This window comes from Mycobacterium lehmannii (assembly GCF_002245535.1).
GTDB lineage: Bacteria > Actinomycetota > Actinomycetes > Mycobacteriales > Mycobacteriaceae > Mycobacterium > Mycobacterium lehmannii.
The window spans coordinates 171640-194083 of record NZ_NKCN01000006.1 but is presented as its reverse complement, the minus strand read 5'-3'; the positions used below and the strand labels follow the sequence as shown (position 1 = coordinate 194083).

Below are 22444 nucleotides of genomic sequence, written 5' to 3'. Positions count from 1 at the left end.
GCGCGGATGCGTAAATCTGCCGTAGAGGGGCGCGTAGACATGCCGAACTGCGGCCAGATCGCAGGCGATCTGACCGCAGTTGCAGTTAGGCGCGGTTACTCGGCTTCGACGGTCGTGGTTTCGATCGACTTCTGACCGCCGCCGTGGGCGACGTCGATCTTGCGCGGCTTGGCGCGTTCGGCCATCGGGATGGTCACGGACAGCACGCCGTTCTCGTAGGTCGCCGAAATCTTCGACGCGTCAACACCTTCGCCGAGGGACAGCTGCCTGCGGTAGGTGCCGAAGAACCGCTCGTTGGCCAGCCACTGCACACCGTCGTCCGACCGTGCGGTGCGGTGTGCCGAGATCGTCAGCGTGCCGTTGTCGACGTTGACATCCACTGAGCCGGGATCAACGCCGGGCAGATCGGCGGTCAGCAGATAGTGGTCGTCGACCTTGCACAGGTCCATCGGCATGAACCGGGGGGAACGATTTGATCCGGTCTGGTTCGTCAGAAGACCCCGGGTCAGAGCATCAAGTTCGGTGAACGGATCAAAGCGAAGCACAGCAATTCACCTCCTATATCACTCAGAGCCCGCCACCCTGGCGGGCAGCCAAATCACTGTGCGCACCTGCGATGTTAGCACTCACCACCCAAGAGTGCTAGAAGTTTTTTGCGAGATTTCGACGGCTGAGACCTGCGCGCCGATCAGTGGTCGACGGCATCGGTCGCATGCGAAGACGGCGGTGAAGTCCTGCCGGCAGGCGGTGTGCGTCAGCAGGACCGCGGGGCCGTCGGGGTCGGTGAACCAGCGCTGGGCCCACTGCAGGGCGGAGATCAGAATCGGAAACAGGGCGCGACCCTTGTCGGTCAGTTCGTATCGGTCGCCGACGTCGGCGAGCACCCCGTTGGCGCAGAACGTGGTCAGCCTGTCGGCGATCGATCCGGGGGGCGCTCCGAGCTGAGCCTGGAAGTCGGTAAAGCGCCGAACTCCGACGAATGCCGCCACCAGCAGTGCGAACCCCCAGCGGTTTCCCATGATGCTCATCGTCTGCGGGAACAGGCCCGCGGCCGTGTGTTGATCGGCCTCCGAGCGCCTGCGCGTCGCGGTGGCCGAGGGCACCGACCGCTCCCACGACCCACTCGGACCCCATTGGGGGACAACGTCTTTGTCGCCGGCAGTCTCGCCGCACGAGCGGCACGTCACCATCGGTGTGAAATCGGCGCCGCATGCGGCATGGCGCATGGCGGGCAGCGGCTCGGCGTGGTCGGGGACCCAGTGGCGCTCCCACTCCCAAATCGAAAGCAGCACCGGCCACAGCGACCGGCCGCGCGGTGTGCCGATGTACTCGAAACGCTGTGGCCCTTCCTGGTATTGGCGACGCTCGAGCAGTCTCGCGGTGGTCAGCGTTCGGAGTCGGGTTGTCAGCACATTGTTGGAGATCGGCAGGCGAGACTTGAAGTCACCGAACCGGGTCGCCCCCAGCAGCGACTGCTGCATGACGAGCAGAGTCCACTCGTCGCCGAGCAAGCCGAGCATGCGGGCGACGGCGTTCGGCTCGGGCACGGACTCGGGCGGGGCCACCTACAGGCCGACGGCCTCGGCTGCCGAATCGGTTTCCCGCCACCTCCGCAGTTCCGATCCCGGAGCCCACGTCGCGTGTGTCCCGCTGGAGATGCGTTCCGGTAGAGCCAGTTTGCATACCGGGCCGTCGTCGACCCGGGCCGCGTCGAACACCAGGCAGTAGGAGGCGTCGGCGTTCATGTCGGTGGTGAGCGTGACGAGGTAGCCGTCGTCCTCGGCGGTGCCGTCGATTCCCGGAGCCGGGACGGCGACATTCGACCTGGGTGCCATCGCGGTCTCGCTGCCGTACACACCGTCTGGGAGGCTGAACCGCTGTTCGGCGCCGGTGCGCAGATCGTGTTTGACCAACCCGTCGAACAGGAACCAGCCCGGCTTACCGGTGGCCGCGTACGTGTAGCGGTAGGGGAGCCCGGCGTAACCGCTGTTGATCGTGCCGAATTCGGTGATGAAGTCGGTCAGCTGCTCCTCGGTGGTCTGCCCGGTGATGAGGTTGAACCGCCAGCGGTGCAGCCGGGTCTGCAGCCGGTCCAACGCCAAGAACCGAAATGCCCGCTGCCATCGGTCGCCTGCCCTCGTGTCGACCGGGGACGGGTCGCCTTCGAAGAAGCCGTCGAGGACGATCTCGTCACCGTCCTCGTAGGCGTTGGTGAAGTGCAGCACGAACGTCGGGTCGGCCTCGAACCACCGGATGTCGGCCGGTCCGCCGCGGCGGGGGACCACGGCGAACCGCGACGGCATGTCAGGGTGAAAGCCCGGGAAGTGGATGCCGGCTTCGAGCAGCGTGGGATCCCAGAACATCGGAAAGTCGTTGAGGATCGCGTAGTTCTCGGTGAACGCCATGTCGTGCGGCAGTCGCGGGCCGGGCAGCGGGATGTCGGTGAGGTGGACGAGGTTGCCTCCGTCGTCGACGACGCCGTAGCGCAGGTAGGGGTCCTGCTTGCTGTACGAGAAGAACAACAGCTCGCCGGTGCGGTCGTCGACCTTCGGGTGTGCCGAAACGCCCCAGTCCGCGGGGAACCTCCCGTGCCAATCCTCTTTGCCGAGGGTGTTGCCGGAGAAGGGGTCGATCCGGTACAGATCGCCGCACTGATAGTGGCTGGTGAGCGCGACACCGCGATGGACGATGACGTCGGTGCTCGACGCATCCTTCATCAAAGTCCGTGCGCCCCAGCCGTGATTACGCTTGGCCAGTTCGATGGGCTCGGCCAGCCCAGGCCACAGCGGACCGCCTGCATCGTTTTCGGCGAGCAGGCCGTCGGTGCGGACAAAGCGGTTGCGGTAGAACGCCTTTCCGTCGCGGAACCCGACGATGTGCACCATTCCGTCACCATCGAAGGGGTGGTAGAACTTCAGCGCCGGGTGCAGCGGATTCTCGGTGTTGCGCAGGTAGACACCGTCCAGGTCGGACGGGATCTCGCCCTCGACCACCGCGAGATCGTCGGCGTCCCATTCGGTGTTCTGGGGACGCCACGGTCCGGTGCGGTACGGGTGGTCGTCGTCGTCCGGAAGCGTCGACAGGTACTTGCCGACGATCTCCACGTTCGCGCTTCCCATGTCATGCCCTCCCGACGATGAAGCTGACGGTGGTGGCGGTGCTACCGCCGAAGTTCAAGGTGCCGAACGTCGTTGCGCCCTCGACCTGGTAGTCGCCGGCGCCGCCGCTGACCTGCTTGGCCGCATCGAGCAGCATCCGCACCCCGGAGGCGCCGACCGGATGGCCGCCACCGATCAGGCCGCCGCTGGGGTTGATCGGCAGCCGTCCGCCGATCTCGATCTCGCCGTTCTCGATGGCCTTCCACGATTCGCCAGGCCCGGTGAGACCGAGGTGATCGATCGCGAGGTACTCGCTGGGGGTGAAGCAGTCGTGGACCTCGAACCCGTCGACGTCGTCGAGCGTGACGCCAGCGCGGCCGAAGGCGTCGAGCACCGCACCCCGCACATGCGGCAGCACGTACGGATCGTCGGCGGCACGGTCGAGTTTCTGCTGCAGGCCCAGCCCCACCGTCCGGTGGCCCCAGCCGGCGATGCGGCCGAGCGGACGCAAGCCCGGATGGTCGCCAAGGAATTCGTCGGTGGCCAGGACGATGCCGGCGCCGCCGTCGGTTAGCTGGCTGCAGTCGAATCGGCGTAACCGTCCTTCCACGACCGGGTTGGTGGAGTCGTCGTCGGTCAGCGGATCCGGCACGTTCCATCCGCGAGTCTGCGCATGCGGGTTAGCTCGCGCGTTGGTGAAGTTCAGTGCCGCGATGGCGCGCAGGTGCGATTCGTCGATGCCGTAGCGCCGGTCGTACTCGGCGGCCACCCGGTCGAACATGTGTGGCCACATGAACGTCGCATCGGCGCCCTCGTGACCGGTCCACGCGGCGGCGCCGAGGTGCCGGGCGCCGGTATCCCCTGCGACGGTCTTCTCCAGCTCTACACCGAGCACCAGCGCCGACCGGTAGGCCCCCGACCGCAGATCCGCGATGGCAGACAGCGCGGCGACGCTGCCCGACGCACACGCGGCTTCGTGCCGTGTCGCCGGTTTGCCCCACAACCCGGTGTGCACCGAGGCCGGCATCGCCCCCAGGTGGCCCTGGAACGCGAAGAGTTCGCCGAACGCGTTGCCGACGTGCACCACCTCGACATCGCGGGCGTCGAGCTTGGCCGCCGCCAGTGTCGACTCGACAACTTCACTGGTCAGGTCGGCGAAATCCCGTCCCTCGCGCGTGACATTCCTGGCGAAGTCGCTCTGATAGCCGCCAAGGATCCAGACATCGGGTGCGCCCACAGCCGCGACGCTACTACAACTAAGAGAGCGACTGTGCGGCGGGCGGCGTAGAGGTCGGCCCCGTCGGCTGCTGTCTTAACCGACGAGACCTCGGCGCGAGAAACGGTCGACCGTCACCCGAGCTTGCTCACGACATGCCCACTGACCCGAACCGCAAACAATCGTGTACTCCGACGCTCGAAGGGGAAGACTTCCGGGCATGACCCCGTCCTCCCGCACCCATGACCTGGCCGAGCGAATGGCCGAGTTGGCGCGGGCTTCCGCCCCGCCGAGCACGGTCAACGAGGTGCTCGACGATGTCACCGACACCGCGCGTGAGCTGATTCCGGGCGCCGACACCGTGGGAGTGCTTCTGATCGGCCGGGGAGGGAGGTTCGAATCGCTCGCGGGCACGTCGGAGTTGCCGCACACGCTCGACGAAATCCAGATGCAGTTCGGCGAGGGCCCCTGCGTGGAGGCCGCGCTGGACGAGTCGATTCTGCGGACCGACGACTTCCGTACTGAGGGCCGCTGGCCGCTGTATTCGGCCGCCGCGGTCGAGCACGGTGTGCTCAGCGGACTGTCGATCAAGCTGTACACGGCCGATCGGACCGCGGGAGCGCTGAACATGTTCAGCTTCAAAGCGCGCGCTTTCGACGCTGACGACGAGATGATCGGCACAGTTCTGGCCGCGCACGCCGCCGCGGCACTGCTGGCCAGCCGGGAAGGCGAACAGCTGAAGTCGGCGATGGCCACCAGGGATCGCATCGGCCAGGCCAAGGGCATCATCATGGAGCGATACGGCGTGGACGAGGTGCGGGCGTTCGAGATGCTCAAACAGCTCTCACAGGACAGCAACGTCAAGCTCGCGGACGTCGCGCAGCGCGTCATCGACACGCGCAGCGGTATCTGAGACCAGGGATGCGGCCGACAGGATCCTTCGTCGGCGGCTGGTGACTTTCGACTCTTCGGTTCGCGCGCCGCCCCGGCGAGCATTGTGGGCGGGGCGTAATCGACGCCCCACCAGGAGGGTCAGATGAGCGCAACCGCAGCGACGCCCGGCGCGCGCGGCGTCGTGGTCGGAGTGGACGGGTCGCCGGCCTCCCGAGCGGCGACTGACTGGGCGGCCCGCGACGCAGCGTTGCGCGGTGTGCCCTTGACCGTCGTCCACGTGCTGCCCTCGAACACGAATGGCGCGTGGGTGGACCTCCCGATGTCGGGTCAGTTCGCCGCCGAGCGGGAGCGCCGCGGGAAGGCCGTGATCGAGGACGCTCTCGGGCTCGTTCGTGATGCCATCGGCGCCACACCCGGCATCGAGGTCGACCATCGCATTCTCGCCGGCGCCACCGTTTCGTCGCTCGTCGACTTGTCCGAAGGCGCCGAGCTGACCGTCGTCGGCTGCCGCGGCCTCGGAGGTGTCAAAGGTCTGCTTCTCGGTTCGGTCAGCTCCGGTCTTGTGCACCATGCGCGCTGCCCGGTGGCGGTGATCCACGACGAGGACCCCCTGATGGATCATCCGGCGACGGCCCCGGTGGCGGTCGGCATCGACGGCTCACCCGCCTCGGAGTTCGCGACAGAGATCGCCTTCGACGAGGCCGATCGACGCGGGGTGGAGCTGCTAGCCGTTCACACATGGACGGGCACCGGAGATTTCGGCGTCCGAGACGGCGGTGCGCGGGCGGATGAGGAGCTCGCGCAGCGCCTTGCCGGCTGGAGCGAGCGCTATCCCGATGTCGCCGTTCAGCGCATCGTCGGCCCCGGCAATCCGGCTCGCCGGCTGCTCGAGGAATCCGAACGGGCCCAGCTTCTCGTGGTGGGCAGCCGGGGCCTCGGCGGGTTCGCCGGGATGTTGCTCGGATCGGTGAGCTCGGCCGTCGCGCAGGCCGCACGCATGCCGGTCATCATCGCTCGGCGCTGAAGTCCAGGGACTTTCGCCTCTACGCCGGGCATGCGACACCGGTCATCATCACTTCAGGAGCGAACGAACCTCGAAGGTGATGACAGGAGTCACGATGCGGACAGGTGCGGTTGTGGTCGGCGTGGACGGCAGCGATGGCGCGGTCAACGCGGCGCGATGGGCGGGCGCAGTGGCTTCGGCGTACGAAACGTCGTTGCACATCGTGCATGCGCTGCCGGCCGTCGGGCACAACCTGACCGACACTGTCGCCGCGATGCGAGCGGCCGTCCTCGAGCACCAGCGCGAGAGTGCCGACGCTATTCTGCGCCGCGCGGAGGAGATCGTGCGTTCGGACCACAACGAACTCGAAGTGACGACTCTGTCCACCGATGTTCCGGTCGCCGAGGTGCTGGTGCAACTGGGCAAGACCGCACGGATGATCGTGGTGGGAAACGATGAAGTCACCGCTGCGGGTGCGCTTTTGCTGGGTTCGACGACACTGGCGGTGGCGACGCGCGCGGACTGCCCCGTTGTCGCTTGGCGAGGGTCGAACGTCGTGCCGACGGACGATCCGGTAGTCGTCGGGGTGGACGGAACACCGTCGTCTCTGGCCGCTCTGGAGAACGCGTTCGAGTTCGCCGAACGGTTCAATGCGAAGTTGGCGGCCGTGCGGTCGTGGTCGTCGCCGCTGCGCGCGGTGGCCGCGCGACTGCCTCTGCTGATCGACTGGGATGCGTTGGCGACGGCGGAGTGGGCACAGCTGACAAGCGATGTCGACCGATACAACCAGCGCTACACACAGGTGTCCGCTCCGTGCTACGTCGAGAACGCGAAACCCGCTGTAGCACTGATGGATCGATGTAGCGCCGACGGTGCGCAGCTGCTTGTGGTCGGAAGCTACGGGAAGACTGTGCTCACCAGCGCCATCCTGGGGTCGACGGCGTTGAATCTGTTGCAACACGCCACCGTTCCGGTCATGGTCTGTCGACCGCATCGATGATGCGCCGGCTGCGGTAAAGGGTCTTCCGGCCCTGTTGCCGAGAGCGTCGCTGCGAGAGGGTTGAGGTATGACGACCGCGTCGGTTACCGCGAGCACCCGCCGAGACCCGTTCAGCGGCAACGGGAACCTCCACGCGGAGATCCATGAGACCCACACGGGGCTGGTTGCTCTCATCGGGGACCGGGCGTATAAGACGAAGAAAGCGATCGTCACGGACTTCCTGGACTTCAGCACCCGCGAACGTCGCGAGCAGGCGTGTCAACGCGAAGTGGAACTGAATCGCAGGTTGGCGCCGGACAGCTATTTCGGCGTGGGCCACTTCGCCACGCCGGGTGAACCTCCCGAACCGGTCATCGTGATGCGACGCTACCCGGAATCCGCGCGGCTTGCCGCGCTGGTACGCAACGGCGATCCCGTCGACGGATGCCTCACCGCCATCGCAGACCGGTTGGCGCAGTTCCACCGAAACGCGCTACGCGGCCCACAGATTGACGAACAAGCGACGGCTGCCGTGATTTTCGAGCGCTGGCACCAGAATCTTGGTGAGCTGGAGCGTTACGTCGACAGCGTCATTCCGGAGACGACGCTTCGCGAGGTCACGGGCCTGGCCGACCGGTACCTGGCCGGCCGTGACCAGTTGTTCGAACAGCGGATCGCGGCGGGACGCGTCGTCGACGGTCACGGGGATCTGCAGACACAGGACATCTTCTGCATGCCAGACGGTCCGGTACTGCTCGACTGCCTCGAGTTCGACGATCGACTGCGCTACGTCGACGGTGTCGACGATGCCGCCTTTCTCGCGATGGACCTGGAGTTCCTCGGCCGAAAGGACCTCGCTGATAACTTCTTCGACGAGTACCTCCGGCGGGCTGACGATCCCGCACCGAGGTCCTTGAGGGATTTCAGCGTCGCGTACCGCGCCGTGGTGCGGGCGAAGGTGGACTGCATCCGCGTCGATCAAGGGCACCCGGAAGCGGTGGCCGACGCGATACGCCATCTCGACATCGCCCTGACCCACCTGCGGTCGTGCACCGTCGGGTTGGTCATCGTCGGCGGCGGCCCGGGAACCGGCAAGACCACGGTGGCGCACGGATTGGCCGAACGGGTGAACGCCCGGGTCATTTCTACGGATGAGGTGCGGCGCGAGCTACAACGGTCGGGAGTCATCGCGGGCCGGGCGGGCGAACTGGGTGTGGGACTGTATGCACCCGAGAACGTGCGCGCGGTCTACGACGAGGTGCTGCGTCGAGCTCGCGCTCTGCTGTCCGCCGGTGAGACCGTCGTGCTCGACGGCACCTGGCGCGATACGCATCGGCAGGAGAGGGCGTATCGACTGGCTGCCGAAACCTCATCGGCCGTGGTTCATTTCGTCTGTTCGCTGTCGTCGGCGGAAGCCGCTGAGCGGGTGGTGGCCAGAGGGTCGTCGAGTTCGGATGCGACACCACAGATCGCCGTTGCGCTCGGTGGCGACGCGGTCCCCGATCGAGCCCACCGACTCGACACCGCCCGTCCGCTCGCGGACTCGGTGGACGAGGCACACCGGATATTTCGCATGGCCGTCGGCGGAGGCTGTGATGGCGAAGCAGTTGACGGCGTTTGACGCCCGATCCCCCGGGTAAGTGCAGACATCGCCGGCGTCACCGCGGCGATGGCCGAACGCCGCTCGACGCCTCAGCGAGCCGTTCGCTGTCGATGCCGTCAATCGACACGACCGGCTTAATCATGACGGATTTCTTTGATCGGTGGCAGGATGCCCTTGCGCTGCGCCAACCCGATGTTGGCCATGACCTGCTCGAGCAACTCGTCGTAGGCGGAGCCGTCGATGAGAAGTTCGGCCGGTCCATGATGTAACAGGTAGCCGTCCAGGCGCCGGTCGATAGGCCAGTCGACATAGATCGGTCCGGCGAATTCCGACCGGAAGAAACCCCACACGATCGTGTCGCGCGACTCCTCGGTCTCCTCGTCGTGCTCCGCCTTGGTCACCTCAGGGCCTTGTCGTCGGCTGGTTTCATGCCCGCCTCAACTCAACCGTGCGGCTTCGAGCAGCAGCCGCCGCTCGGCTGCGGCGATGACATGCCGGGTGGTATCTGCGGCATCGGGGTTGACCGATACCGACGTGATGCCCAACCGCACCAGGTGTTCGGCGAATGCCGGGTTCGTGGACGGCGCCTGACCGCACAGTGACGAGGTAATGCCGTATTTCCTTGCTGTGCTGATGATCTGGCCGATGGCATCGAGAACGGCGGGGTCGGATTCGTCGAACAACTCAGCGCACACATCGGAATCGCGGTCGACTCCGAGCATCAGCTGAGTCAGGTCGTTGCTTCCGATCGACACACCGTCGATGCCCATCCCGATGTATTCGGGAAGCCAGTGCACGACCGAAGGCACCTCGGCCATCACCCAACGGTGCAGGCCGCGCTGGCGCCCGAGCGGACTGGCATCGACGAGCTCGAGGCAAGCCTCCAATTCCCATTTGGTGCGGACGAACGGGATCATCAGCCCGACATTCGGGGACTGTTCGCGGACTCGCGCCAGCGCCTCCAGTTCCAGCGCGAACAGATCCGGCTCGTTCACATATCGGTAGCAGCCGCGATAGCCGATCATCGGGTTGTGTTCGACCGGCTCGTAGGTCTCGCCGCCTTTCAGGCCCCGGAACTCGTTGGTGCGGAAGTCAGTTGCCCGGTAGATGACCGGCCTCGGGGCGAACGCCGCGGCGATCCGCCCGACAGACGTCCCCAACTTGTCCACAAGCGTGCGATGCTCCCCGTGGGCGATGAGGTCACGGGGATGACGGCCGGCCAGCGCATCGGTCAGCATGAATTCGGCACGCAACAGCCCCACACCGTCGACCGCTTGTGCGGCAACGGTTTCGGCGGCCTCGGGCATGGCCAGGTTGACATAGACCTTCGTGCCGGTGGTTTCGCTGTGCGGCCGGCTCGGGGAGCGCTGCTCGGTCGCCGATGTCGTCGACGAAGGCCGCACCCGGCCGGACACCACCTCACCGCGGGCGCCGTCGACCGTGACCGTCGTACCGTCGTGGAGGTCTCTCGTCGCAGTCCGGGTGCCGACGACGCACGGCACACTCAATTCGCGAGCCACGATTGCGGCGTGGCACGTCATGCCGCCGGTGTCGGTCACCAGCGCCGCCGCTTGTCGGATGGTCGGCAACCAGTCCGGATTAGTCATCTGCGCGACGAGGATCTCGCCCTCCTGCAGCTGAGCGCCCTCGTCGGGTGACTCCAGCACCCGCACCTTTCCCGAAGCGATCCCGGGCGCCGCGGCGAGGCCGCGGGCCAGCACCAGGTGTTTGTCTGCGGCGGCGGGAGTGGTGTGGCCCAGCGTGGTGATCGGCCGCGCCTGAACCAGATAGGTCTTACCCCCCGCGATCGCCCACTCGGTGTCTTGTGGACAACCGTTGTGCCGCTCGGTCGCCATGGCCAGTTCGGCTATCGATCTCAATTCCCCGTCGGTCAGTACGCGGGCATCGGCCTGCGACTCGTCGAGGTCGACGACGGCATCGTGCCCATCCTCGCCCCGTACGATCTTGAACGCCTTGTGACCCAGTCGGACATCGAGGGGTTGCATCGTCTCCTTGGAGACGATGTAGGTGTCGGGTTCGACCTCTCCGGACACCACGACCTCGCCGAGACCGAACGCGCCCTCGATGACCACTCGGTCCTGGGCGCCGTTGCTGGGGTCGGCGGTGAACGCGACTCCGGCCTTTTCCGAATGAACCATCTCCTGCACGACGACAGCCATTGCCGGATCACTGGTGAAGCCGCGGCTCGAGCGGTAGGTGATGACGCGCGGGCTAAACAACGACATCCAGCACCGCACCACCGCCTCCACCAGCGCCTCGTCGCCGGTGACGTTGGTGATGGTGGCGTTCATGCCCGCGAACGAGGCGTCCGCGCCGTCCTCGCCAGTGGCCGAGGAACGTACCGCAACCACCGCGCCCGGCCCCATGCCGTGGTAAGCGGACAGGATCAGCCGTCGCACCTCGTCGCCGGCACCGGCCTTGTGCACCAGGCCCTGCATGCGCTCCGACAACTCGGTGAGCCGCGCGGTGTCGACGACGGCGTCAAGCGCCTCTCGATGCAACGCGTTCAGCTCTGCTTCGACCCCGCCGGACCTCATGGACTGGCGGTAACAATCCCGCAGCAGAACGAATCCGGGTGGAACCGGCAGGTTGGCGGCGACCAGCTCGCCCATGTTGGCGCCCTTGCCTCCGGCCTCTTCGGCATCGGCGATCGTCAGCGCGGAGATATCGCGGATGAAGGTGAGATCGTCTCGAACGTCCATAGGTCTCATCCTGCTCTGGACAGCATGTTCGACGTACCATCCGAGGGCCATGACGTTGAGGACCAACGTCCCGACCGCGGACGGGCCTAAGTCCCTAACCGGTCGATGATGTGACTTCTGACCCTTCCGCGTGCCCCGTCGAAACGATGACCTCAGTACCGAATCTCTTTTCGGAGGAGGGGCGATGAAGCTTCCGGTCTTCGTTGACCCGCGTTACCACGACGCGGTGATCTTCGACCTCGACGGCGTCGTGGCCGAAACCGTCACAACACCGACCGACCGCTTGCCGGTGGCCGATTCCACCATCAAGCTGGCCCGCCAACTCCGGTCCGCCGACATCGAAACCGCTGTCGTCTCATCGGACGATCGCAGCGCGATCTTCCGAGCGGCAACAGGTTCCGACCTGTTCGCCATATGCATCGATCGTTCGTCGGTTCCCGACATACCCGATTCGGGGGGCCGACACCGTGACGCCCTACACCACGTGGCGCGAAGCCTTGGGGTAGCTCCTGCACGCTGCGTCATTGTCGACGACGACATCGCGGGAGTGACGGCGGGCCGCGACGGCGGATTCGGGCTGGTGGTCGCGGTGGACCCCGCCCAAGACGGTGCAGCGCTGCTTCGTGCCGGTGCCGATGTGGTGGTTGACGACCTCGTCGAGGTGACGGTCCGCGACGGCTATCAACGCCTTTCTGCCACGGCCGACGCTCTCTTGTCCTACAGCCAGATCGCGCCCTTGGCAGACACCCGGCAACCAGCGGTACTACTGGACTTCGACGGAACCATCTCTGAAATCGTCAACGACCCCGACGCGGCAACCCTGATCCCCGGAGCGGGCGAGATGCTGAAGTCTCTGGCCGCCCACTGCCCGGTCGCGGTGATCAGCGGCCGAGGTTTGGACGACATTCGGTCGCGGGTCGACGTGCCCGGGCTGTGGTACGCCGGCAGTCACGGATTCGAGCTCGTGGCTCCTGACGGCTCGCATCATCAGAATGAGGCGGGGGTACAAGCGATTCGCACCCTTGCCACTGCTTCGGCAGAACTGCGCGACTGGTTGGCCGGTGTCGACGGGCTCGTGATCGAGAAGAAGCGGTTCTCGGTGGCCGTCCACTACCGCAACGTCAGGCCCGAACATGTTGACCGAGTGGTCGCCGCAGTACGGACAGTGGGACAGAATCACAGGTTACGAAGCAGCGGCGGTCGCAAGGTGATTGAACTTCGGCCCGACGTCGGTTGGGACAAGGGGAAGACGCTGGAGTGGATCGTGGATCAGGTCGACGACTCGCGGCCGCTGTTACTTATCTACATCGGTGACGATCTGACCGATGAAGATGCGTTCGACGCGGTTCGCCACAAGGGCATCGGCATTGCGGTCCGTAGCGACGAATCGGGCGACAGGCGATCGGCGGCGCGGTTCACCCTGGAGGGGCCAGAGCACGTGTGTCGATTCCTCGGACGGCTCACCGACCAGTTGGCCGCAGAGCGCGATACGTCGAACGATCCCTGGAAACTGACGTTCGGTGGCTACCAAGCAGCCGACGAGAAACTGCGAGAAGCGCTGTGCACCTTGGGGAACGGCTACATGGCCGTGCGGGGAGCGGCACCCGAATGCCGTGCCGGAGACTTTCACTACCCGGGGACCTACGTCGCGGGCGTCTACAACCGCCTGACCGATCAGGTGGCGGGATCGGTGATCGACAACGAGAGCCTGGTGAACCTGCCGAACTGGCTGCCGGTGACTTTTCGCATCGACGACGGGCCGTGGCTGAACATCGACGAGGTGGACGTCTCGTCCTATCTGGTCACGATCGACCTACGCGGGGCAACGCTGTGGCGCGAGTTCTCGTTCGCCGACCAGGCTGGGCGGACCATCCGTGTGTCGCAGAGCCGATTCGTGGCGATGCACCTTCCCCACGCCGCCGCTATCCAGACGACAGTGCAGGCCGACGACTGGTCCGGACGACTCGAGTTTCGCACTCTCGTCGACGGCGACATCCACAACCATGGAGTCGAGCGCTATCGCGAACTGTCGTCGCGGCACGTCAACGTCGTCCAAACCCGCGAGATATCTGACAACTCAGTGTTGTTGGCGGTGCGGACCGTCGAGTCGAACATCGAAGTCGCCGTCGCCAAGCGCAGCACGGTACGCAGCCAGAGCGGCGGAATCGAGTCGACCCGTCGCCTTGTTGTCGATTCAATGCGGGTGGGGCGTGATATCGCCCTGGATGTCAGCGCGGGACAAGCGGTCACCCTCGAAGAGGTAGTGACTCTGTACACCAGCCGCGACCATGGAATTTCCGGTCCGGTTTCTGCGGCCGAACGTGAACTACGCCGGATTGGTGGATACGCCGAACTCGAACGGGGACACCAACTGGCGTGGGCGCACCTGTGGGAGCGATTCAACATCGAGATGGGTTCGGACGCGGACCTGCGTCGCATTGTGCGCCTGCACCAACTCCACCTGCTGCAGACACTCTCGCCCCATACCGCCGACTTGGATGTCGGCGTCCCCGCTCGTGGGCTCCACGGTGAGGCATACCGGGGACACGTGTTCTGGGACGAGCTTTTCGTCTTTCCGGTCACGAACATGCGACTGCCCAAGGTCACCCGATCACTGTTGATGTACCGCTACCGCCGGCTGGCCGAAGCTCGCCGTGCCGCCGTCGAGGCCGGTTATGCGGGCGCAATGTATCCGTGGCAGTCCGGGAGCGACGGCCGTGAGGAGAGTCAGCGGCTACACCTCAATCCCCGATCCGGCCGGTGGAACCCAGATGCGAGCGCTCGCGCCCACCACATCGGGCTTGCCATCGCCTACAACGTGTGGCAGCACTACGAGGTCACGGGCGACATCGGATTCCTGATCGACTACGGCGCCGAGATGCTCGCGGACATCGCGCGATTCTGGGTCAGCCTCGCCGAATACGACTCTGATAGGGAACGCTACGTGATCCGCGGCGTCATCGGACCCGACGAGTTCCATTCCGGCTACCCGGGAAGGGAATACGACGGGATCGACAACAACGCCTACACCAACGTCATGACGGTTTGGGTGATCATGAGGGCACTTGAAGCCCTCGAACGGATTCCGATGTATTACCGGCTTGCGTTGCTGGAAACGCTCGGCATCAGCGACGCCGACCTCGCACTCTGGGAGGATGTCAGCCGGCGGATGTTCGTGCCCTTCCATGACGGTGTGATCAGTCAATTCGAAGGTTATGAAGAACTCAAGGAACTCGACTGGGAGGGCTACCGCAGTCGGTACGACAACATGCAGCGGCTCGACCGCATTTTGGAGGCCGAGAACGACAACGTCAACAACTATCGGGCATGCAAACAGGCCGATGCCCTCATGCTCTTCTATCTGCTGTCCGCCGACGAACTCTACGAGCTCTTCGACCGGCTCGGATACCGCTTCACTCCTGAGCAGATCCCCAGAACCACCGAGTACTACCGGATGCGGACCTCACACGGCTCGACATTGAGCGCCGTCGTCCACGCGTGGGTATTGGCTCGCGGAAACCGGCATCAGGCGATGGAGTTCTTCCGGCAGGCGCTCGCTTCCGACATCGTCGACATCCAAGGGGGCACAACATCCGAGGGCATCCACCTGGCTGCGATGGCGGGAAGTATCGATCTACTGCAGCGGTGCTTCACCGGGCTGGAGATCCGGCGCGACCGCATCACGCTCGGGCCATCGTGGCCGAAATCGCTTGGCCACCTGGAGTTCACCTTCCGCTATCGGGGGCACCGGCTGCGGCTGGGGGTCTTCGGCCGAAGCGCCACGCTTAGCGCCGAGCCCGCCGATGCCGCACCCGTGCTGGTGGAATGCCACGGCGAGGCGCGCATCCTGCATGCCGGCGGCACTGTCGAATTCGGCGAGAGCTTGGCTGATGGACGGAACTCTGTGCCAGGGCCCGGTTGTGCGTGACGGGTACAGTCACCTCATGCCCGAAGAGCCCGATCGAACCGAGAAGGTTCACACTTGATAGAGGCTCGCGCCTGCAGAGACACCGGCGCCCGCTGCGACAAGCAACAACTGCGCGCCGGGCCGCACCACCCGTAGGGCGTCGGAAAGCGCGGCCACGAGCGACACGGTGTGCAGACGAGTGTCGCCGGAAACGGTTATCCGCTCGGGCTCGACGTTCAGCCTGGCCGCGAGGGCGGTCCGGTATGGAGCGTGCGCGGGAGCAGCGACGATCGCGTCGACGTCGTCGACCGTCATCGACGACGCGCTCAAGCAATGTTCGGCCGCCCTTGCGGCCGCGTCGGCCAACGCCTCGTCCGCCGTCTCCGATACATCGAAACGTAAGACGTTGCGCCGGTCGATCATTCCCACTGTGGCATTGAATGTTTCGCGCGCCTGTGGGAGATTCGCCCAGTGTATGCGACCGAATCCTCGATTGTCGCCAGTCCAGCTGCACAGCAGCGCCCCACCGGCCGGCGCGAACGGGAATCGTTCGCTCAGGCCGTGTCCTGGATCGGCATCACTGGCGACAACGAGCGCACGGTCGATGGCATGTGACCGCAGGAATCCGTCGACAACCTGTAACGCGGTGAGAACACCGCACGAGCCGTTCACGACGTCGAAGGAGAACGTCCCATGAGCGCCGGCGTGAGGAGCCTCCGGGTTGGCGCCGATATCCTGCTGGATCATGGCGGCCAAGGCCGGTTCACCGAGGTTCCGGTCGCGGTAGATCCCCGCGTTGACGAGAAGATCGACATCGTACGCTGGACATTCCGCGTGGTGAAGGCAGTCGCGAGAGGCCTTGACCGCAAGGCGAAGTGCGCTGTGTCGATGCCGCCAGAGCCCCTCGGTCAACTCGACGCGGTCAATTACCGTGGCCATATCGACTCACCAGTTCCTCGTCCAAAGTCATCAATACGACGCCGATCTCCAGGCCCGACGCCAACGCGATGAGGGCGATCGTCTCGCCCGGCTCGATGTGCCGCGCCTCCAGCTCTTCGATCAGCGCAACCGTGTGAGTGGTCGATGCGGTATTGCCGTATCGGTCGACGGTGATCACCGCGTCGTGACGCGGGGAGTCTCCGAACACCTCCGACATGCGGGCCATCCCTTTACGGATCGCGCGGGCCGACGTCTGGTGGGTGATGACGTGGTCGATGTCGTGTAACGAGATGCCGGCCGTATCGAGTACTTCTTCTAACAGAATCGGGGTGTTGTCCATCGCCGCCCGATGAATACCCCTGGCATCAGTGAACATTCGCGCACCGGGATCGGCGCCTTTCGGGTAGCCGAGGCACAGTCGGCTGTAGTCCGCGACCGTGGTGAATCCCGCCAAGCTGATGCCGCCGCCTCCGGCAGGTGCCCGCTCCAACAGCAGCGCGGCGCCGGCGTCGCCGAGCGTCAGCGATGCCAGCTCCTTGCTCATGATGGTGCGGATGTGGCGGGCCGCGTTCTTGCCGAGTTGTGAGATGTATTCGCCGCTCACAACCAGCACGCGCTCGAACACTCCCTGGCGAATCCAGTTGTTGGCGACGGTGACTCCCGAGAGCATCCCCGCGCAGGCGTTTGACAGGTCGAAGCTCATCGCAGCATCGGCTCCGACCGCCCGGGCGACAGCACTACTCATCGTCGGCTCGACCCATTGCGTCAGGCCGCCGTGGAACTTGGTGATGCTGCAGCTGATCACCACATCGATCGAAGCGGGATCGCGGTGCGCTTTGCCGAGACAATCAAGTGCAGCGGCGGTCGCCAAACTGTAGGAGTCCTCGTCGCCGACCGACACCCGCCTTTCCCGAATCCCGGTGAGCCGTTCGAGGTTGATGTGGGTGCGGTGACGCGTGCTGGACATCAATGCATCAGTGGGGAGCCGCGTCTGGGGGAGGCGGCGGCCGGCGCCCGCCACGCGGGTGCGATACGGCGGAGCCGTTCCACCCGCCACGGGCTCCATGACCAACCACCGCTTGCGAGCCATACCGTCATCGTGGTTGCAGAGCGGGTGGCGGGGAAGGTGCTTTGGGATCGTTTCGGGGGGACTTTCGTCCCTTCGTCGACCGCTACGCAGTTCCAGCATGCCCGCCAAGTTTGCGTGCGGACCACGCCGGACGCGTAGCATCGGCCCCTGCGGGATGGTGATTGTCGAAGAGGGACGGCAGAGCGGTGACGGACAGAGCCCGATCCGGGGGAGACGCCGGCGAGCGTCCGCTTCGGGATACCTTGTCTCAGTTGCGGCTTCGCGAGTTGCTCTCGGAGGTCCAGGACCGCGTCGAAGAGATCGTCGAAGGACGCGATCGACTCGACGGACTACTTGACGCCATGCTCGTCGTGACATCCGGGTTGGAACTGGACCAGACTCTCAAGACGATCGTTCACACCGCAATCGAGCTGGTCGACGCACGTTATGGGGCGCTGGGCGTGCGGGGTCATGGCCACGACCTCGTCGAGTTCGTCTACGAAGGCATCGATGACGAAACGCGGGCGGCGATCGGCCACTTGCCGGAGGGGCGTGGCGTCCTCGGCCTGCTTCTCGACGATCCGAAGACGATTCGGCTCGACAACATCGCCCACCATTCCGTGTCCGTTGGTTTTCCGCCGAACCATCCGCCGATGGTCACTTTCCTCGGTGTGCCGATCCGCATCCGCGAGGAGGTCTTCGGCAACCTCTATCTGACCGAGAAGGCGGGTGGCCAGCCATTCAGCGAGGACGACGAGGTCCTCGTGCAGGCGCTCGCGGCGGCCGCGGGCATCGCGATCGAGAACGCCCGGCTCTACCAACAGGCCAGGCACCGGCAGTCGTGGATCGAGGCCACCCGCGACATCGGCACCGAACTGCTGTCAGGCACCGATCCGGTGAGGGTGTTCCGGTTGGTCGCCGAGAAGTCACGTCAGCTCAGCGGAGCCGCTCTGACCGCGGTGTTCGTTCCGGAGGACGGCGATGCGCCGCCGATGGAAGCGACGGAGCTGGTCGTCACTGCAACCGCGGGGGAAGGAACCGCCCTGGATGTGGACGCGGTTCCCGTCGCGGATAGCCCGATTGGCCACGCGTTCACCCAACGCACGCCGATGCGGTTCGAGGGACTCGGGCTCGGCGTGGATGGGGTCCAGACGGGTCCCGCGCTGTTGCTACCGCTGCGCGTGGGCGACGCCGTCGCCGGTGTCCTGGTTGCGCTTCGGCCGGTCGGCGCGTCGCCGTTCACCGACGAGAACATGGACATGATGGCGGCCTTCGCCGACCAGGCGGCGTTGGCGTGGCAGTTGGCCAGCACCCAGCGCCGGATGCGAGAGCTCGACGTGTTGACCGATCGCGATCGCATCGCGCGCGACCTGCACGATCACGTCATCCAGCGGCTGTTCGCCGTCGGCCTGGCATTGCAGGGGACGATCCCACGGGCGCGCACGCCGGAGGTGCAGGAGCGGCTCACCGGCTGTGTTGATGACCTTCAAGAGGTCATCCAGGAGATCCGCACCGCGATCTTCGACCTGCACCATGCTCAGCCGGGTGTCACGCTGAGGCAGCGGCTCGACGAGGCGATCGATCAGTTCGCCGACCCGGATATGCGCACCACAACGAAATTCTCGGGTCCGCTGTCGGTCGTCAGCGACAAACTGGCCGAGCACGCGGAAGCGGTGGTGCGCGAGGCGGTCAGCAACGCCGTGCGGCACGCGAACGCCACCACTTTGCAGATCGGCGTGACCGTTGGGGACGATCTGCATATCGAGGTCGTCGACAACGGGTGTGGCATCGCCGCCGACGTGACGCCCAGCGGGTTGGCCAACCTGCGCGCCCGCGCCGAGGAGGTCGGTGGGCGGTTCATCGTCGAGGACGCCCCGGGCGGCGGAACCACCCTGACGTGGTCCGCCCCGCTGACCTGAGGTCTAATACACCGTCTGAGCTGCGAGAACACGTAGTGCCCCCGGCAGGATTCGAACCTGCGACACCGGCTTTAGGAGAGCCGTGCTCTATCCCCTGAGCTACGAGGGCGGACCGCTGGGAGCTTACCGGCTGGCGCGGCGCTGCGAATCAAACGTCACTGCCGGAGGCCCCGGTCGATTACGCTACTGTAAGTTCCGTAATTGGATGCGGCCGTCCTGGTCAGGAGGAGATGTCGTGCGCAGTCGCTACGCCGGCACGCCGTTCACAACGCCCACCGACGAAATCCAGCGGGCGCTTGAGGACGTCAGCGTCCCGACGCTGTTGCTCAGCCTCGTGCACATCACCGGCGACACCCGCTTCATCCGCGACTACGCCCAGGCCGGGTTGTTCCTCAACGAGGTGCAAGGCTTCATGTCCGAAGAGGACAAGGTGCGGGCGAGGGCCGAGGCGCTCGAGGTGATCACCGCTTACCGCGACCGCGGTTGCCCCGAACCCGCACCGCTGGACGCGTCCGTCGTCAAGCAGATGATGTATTGGGCCGCATGCGAACCCGTCGGCGAGGAGTACCTGCCGCTGCTGACCGAGGAACTCGACCTCGACGGCGTCGACCCCCGCAAGCCCGAACCCATCGATCCAGACGCGGCGGCAACGCTTCCCGTGCTCGTCATCGGCTGCGGCGAGTCCGGGCTGCTCGCCGCCATCCGCCTCAAGCAGGCCGGCCTGCCGTTCACGGTGGTGGAGAAGAACCCCGGACCCGGCGGAACCTGGTGGGAGAACAGCTATCCGGGCGCCCGCGTCGACGTGGCCAACCACTTCTACTGCTACAGCTTCGAGCCCAGCAACAAGTGGAGCCACTACTTCGCCGAGCAGCCCGAGCTGCGTCAGTACTTCGTCGACGTGATGGACAAACACGGCATCGGCGAGCACGTGCGCTGGGAGACCGAGGTGGTGTCGGCCGAATGGGACGACGACTCGGGGGCCTGGTCCGTCGCCGTGCGCGCGAAGAACGGCCGGGTTTCCAGAATCTCCGTGCGTGCGATCATCAGCGCGGTCGGCCAACTCAACCGGCCTCAGATCCCCGACATCGAAGGGGCTGACACGTTCGCCGGACCGGCCTTTCACTCCGCGGCGTGGAACCACGGCGTCGATGTCACCGGCCGCCGTGTCGCGCTGATCGGCGCGGGCGCGAGCGGTTTCCAGATCGCGCCCGCGATCGCCGACCGGGTCGAGCATCTCGACGTCTACCAGCGCACCGCCCAGTGGATGTTCCCGAACCCGATGTACCACAAGGAAGTTGGTGACGGCACCCGCTGGGCGATGGAACACCTGCCGTTCTACAGCCGCTGGTACCGGTTCCTGCTGCTGTGGCCGGGCGCCGACAAGGGCTTGGACGCCGCACGTGTGGATCCCGCCTACCAGCAAGGCGATTACGCGGTCAGCGACATGAACGCCGCCGCGCGGATGATGTTCACCGACTGGATCACCACCCAGGTCGAGGGCGACGAAGAGTTGCTCGCCAAGGTTCTGCCGGACTATCCCGCGACGGGTAAGCGCACGCTGCAAGACGACGGCACCTGGTTGCGAACTCTTCGCCGGGACAACGTCGACTTGGTCCGCACGCCGATCGAGCGGATCACGCCGACGGGTGTGGTGACCGCCGACGGTCAGGAACGGCGTGCCGATATCATCGTGTACGCCACCGGTTTTCGCGCCACCGAGGTGCTGTGGCCGCTGCGGATCACCGGCCGCGACGGCGACGGTAATCCGATCGACCTGCGCGACGTCTGGGGTGACCGCCCCTACGCCTACCGAGGCATCATGGTGCCCGGCTTCCCGAACTTCTTCCTGACCTATGGCCCTGGCACACATTTGGCGCACGGCGGCAGCCTCATCTTCAACTCCGAGTTGCAGATGCGCTACATCGGCCAGTGTCTGCGCGCCCTGGCCGACGGGGTGCACTCGATCGAGCCGAAGGCCGACGCCACCGACGACTGGCGTCGCCGGTCACAGGAGGCGATCAAGATGACGGTCTGGTCGCACCCGTCGATCGAGCATTCCTACTTCAAGAACGCCCGCGGCGAGATCCACACCGTCAGCCCGTGGAAGCTCTACGAATACCACGACGCGGTGCGCGAACCGGAGTGGTCGGACTTCGTGGTGCGCTCGGTTGAATCCGTTGTCGCACAAGCGCGAAAATCTTAAAGCTCGGCGATCACCTTCGCGAACGGCTCGGCGTGCAGCTGCTGGACGGTGATGTAGCTGATGCCGTACGTCTCGCGGTAGCCGCGCAGCGTGTCGGCGATCTCGCTCGTCGACCCCGACAACACCGCGGGGGTAGCCAGCAGCTCCTCTTCTGACAAGTGGGGGAGGAACCGGCTCGTGATCGACAGGTCGGGCCTGCCGGAATCGTCGGTCGGCATGGCGGTGACGGCGATGTTGAGCTCGAGGTCGTCGAACCGGTCACCGGCCGCTTGGCGCACGAACGCGATGCGGTCGGCGAGCGGATCGGACGTCGCGGTGATCGGGGCGCCCCCGGTCAGCCCGATGATGTCGGCGTGCTGAGCGGCCAGCGTCAACAGCTTGTCGCCGTTGCCCGCGATGAGGATCGGCACATCGGGCGCGTGCTCGGTCATGTGCTCGGTCACGTGGCGCAGCCAGTCCACTCTCTGACCGGCCGAGGGATACGGCAGCTCAGCCTGTTCGAACTCCTCCTTGACATAGCCGGCGCCGAGCCCGAGGTCGAAGCGCCCGCCGCTGAGATCACGCAGCGTGGTCACCTCCCGCGCCAGCAGCGCGGGCCGGTAGAAGCCGGCATTGAGCACGAACGTGCCCACGCGGAGCCGTTCGGTCGCCATTGCCATTGCCGTCATCATCGGGAACGGCGCAGTCGTGTAGAGGTGGTCGGCGACGTGGACGATGTCGTAGCCCATGTCCTCGGCACGGCGCGCCCAGTCCTGCACCGACTTCTGACGGCGCGCGGCCTGCAGACCGACGCCGAAGCGGAAGGGTTTGGTCACGGATCGATCGTAGGAGGGTCGCAGGTCGACAAAGGATGTTTGGCGCGCAGAAGCTTCGGGCAATACATCTGCCGCC

The 22444-nt window shown here is 65.7% G+C and carries 16 protein-coding genes and 1 tRNA gene; 7 read left to right on the top strand and 10 right to left on the bottom strand.

What is annotated here, in order from left to right:
* Window positions 1–95 precede the first annotated feature (95 nt).
* The 4 genes from CEX87_RS09780 to CEX87_RS09765 all read right to left on the bottom strand — a co-directional run bounded on the left by CEX87_RS09780 (window position 96) and on the right by CEX87_RS09765 (window position 4335).
* The gene (locus tag CEX87_RS09780; protein ID WP_094286926.1) at window positions 96–545 is read right to left on the bottom strand and encodes an Hsp20/alpha crystallin family protein; all 450 of its coding nucleotides are present in this window, start codon (window positions 543–545) and stop codon (window positions 96–98) included.
* A gap of 81 nt (window positions 546–626) precedes the next feature.
* Complete coding sequence (locus CEX87_RS09775; protein WP_094286995.1) at window positions 627–1520, bottom strand: winged helix-turn-helix transcriptional regulator; 894 nt, start codon at window positions 1518–1520, stop codon at window positions 627–629.
* Window positions 1521–1565: 45 nt separating this feature from the next.
* On the bottom strand, window positions 1566–3119 hold the full coding sequence (locus tag CEX87_RS09770; RefSeq protein ID WP_094286924.1) for a carotenoid oxygenase family protein: 1554 nt from the start codon (window positions 3117–3119) through the stop codon (window positions 1566–1568).
* Between the two features lies 1 nt (window position 3120).
* Window positions 3121–4335: an acetyl-CoA acetyltransferase gene (locus CEX87_RS09765; protein WP_064418966.1), complete on the bottom strand. Its 1215-nt coding sequence runs from the start codon at window positions 4333–4335 to the stop codon at window positions 3121–3123.
* Between the two features lie 199 nt (window positions 4336–4534).
* On the opposite strand from CEX87_RS09765, the gene CEX87_RS09760 reads away from it, so the two are divergent.
* The 4 genes from CEX87_RS09760 to CEX87_RS09745 all read left to right on the top strand — a co-directional run bounded on the left by CEX87_RS09760 (window position 4535) and on the right by CEX87_RS09745 (window position 8811).
* Complete coding sequence (locus CEX87_RS09760) at window positions 4535–5227, top strand: GAF and ANTAR domain-containing protein (protein WP_064418967.1); 693 nt, start codon at window positions 4535–4537, stop codon at window positions 5225–5227.
* A 123-nt stretch (window positions 5228–5350) separates the two neighbouring features.
* Window positions 5351–6232, top strand: a complete 882-nt coding sequence (locus tag CEX87_RS09755; RefSeq protein ID WP_064399447.1) for a universal stress protein — start codon at window positions 5351–5353, stop codon at window positions 6230–6232.
* A gap of 94 nt (window positions 6233–6326) precedes the next feature.
* Window positions 6327–7211, top strand: a complete 885-nt coding sequence (locus tag CEX87_RS09750) for a universal stress protein (protein WP_064399600.1) — start codon at window positions 6327–6329, stop codon at window positions 7209–7211.
* 67 nt (window positions 7212–7278) lie between these two features.
* Window positions 7279–8811 (top strand): bifunctional aminoglycoside phosphotransferase/ATP-binding protein, encoded by a 1533-nt coding sequence (locus CEX87_RS09745; RefSeq protein WP_094286922.1) that lies wholly within the window; start codon window positions 7279–7281, stop codon window positions 8809–8811.
* Window positions 8812–8927: 116 nt separating this feature from the next.
* Here CEX87_RS09745 and CEX87_RS09740 read toward each other — a convergent pair whose 3' ends face one another.
* Window positions 8928–9194, bottom strand: a complete 267-nt coding sequence (locus tag CEX87_RS09740) for a hypothetical protein (RefSeq protein WP_064399449.1) — start codon at window positions 9192–9194, stop codon at window positions 8928–8930.
* 36 nt (window positions 9195–9230) lie between these two features.
* Window positions 9231–11516, bottom strand: a complete 2286-nt coding sequence (gene ppsA, locus CEX87_RS09735) for a phosphoenolpyruvate synthase (protein WP_094286920.1) — start codon at window positions 11514–11516, stop codon at window positions 9231–9233.
* 184 nt (window positions 11517–11700) lie between these two features.
* On the opposite strand from ppsA, the gene otsB reads away from it, so the two are divergent.
* Window positions 11701–15444, top strand: coding sequence for a trehalose-phosphatase (gene otsB / locus CEX87_RS09730; protein WP_094286918.1), 3744 nt, complete (start codon window positions 11701–11703; stop codon window positions 15442–15444).
* A 48-nt stretch (window positions 15445–15492) separates the two neighbouring features.
* On the opposite strand, the gene CEX87_RS09725 is transcribed toward otsB, so the two are convergent.
* Together CEX87_RS09725 and CEX87_RS09720 are read right to left on the bottom strand one after the other, a co-directional pair.
* Entirely contained in the window at window positions 15493–16362 is an 870-nt protein-coding gene (locus CEX87_RS09725) for a 3-oxoacyl-[acyl-carrier-protein] synthase III C-terminal domain-containing protein (RefSeq protein ID WP_064399452.1), read from the bottom strand.
* A complete protein-coding gene (locus CEX87_RS09720; RefSeq protein WP_174523468.1) occupies window positions 16346–17452 on the bottom strand; it encodes a 3-oxoacyl-ACP synthase III family protein in 1107 nt (368 codons plus the stop codon). Before CEX87_RS09720 ends, CEX87_RS09725 begins: the two co-directional genes overlap by 17 nt.
* 185 nt (window positions 17453–17637) lie before the next feature.
* On the opposite strand from CEX87_RS09720, the gene CEX87_RS09715 reads away from it, so the two are divergent.
* Window positions 17638–19350 carry a GAF domain-containing sensor histidine kinase gene (locus CEX87_RS09715; protein ID WP_198957192.1) on the top strand — a complete coding sequence of 571 codons (1713 nt, stop codon included), beginning with the start codon at window positions 17638–17640 and terminating at the stop codon, window positions 19348–19350.
* Window positions 19351–19386: 36 nt separating this feature from the next.
* Here CEX87_RS09715 and CEX87_RS09710 read toward each other — a convergent pair.
* A tRNA-Arg gene (locus tag CEX87_RS09710) sits at window positions 19387–19459 on the bottom strand.
* Between the two features lie 126 nt (window positions 19460–19585).
* On the opposite strand from CEX87_RS09710, the gene CEX87_RS09705 reads away from it, so the two are divergent.
* A complete protein-coding gene (locus CEX87_RS09705; RefSeq protein ID WP_233151327.1) occupies window positions 19586–21553 on the top strand; it encodes a flavin-containing monooxygenase in 1968 nt (655 codons plus the stop codon).
* Here the strand turns inward: CEX87_RS09705 and CEX87_RS09700 are convergent.
* The gene (locus CEX87_RS09700; protein ID WP_094286916.1) at window positions 21550–22368 is read right to left on the bottom strand and encodes an LLM class F420-dependent oxidoreductase; all 819 of its coding nucleotides are present in this window, start codon (window positions 22366–22368) and stop codon (window positions 21550–21552) included. The genes CEX87_RS09705 and CEX87_RS09700 overlap by 4 nt on opposite strands.
* Window positions 22369–22444 lie beyond the last annotated feature (76 nt).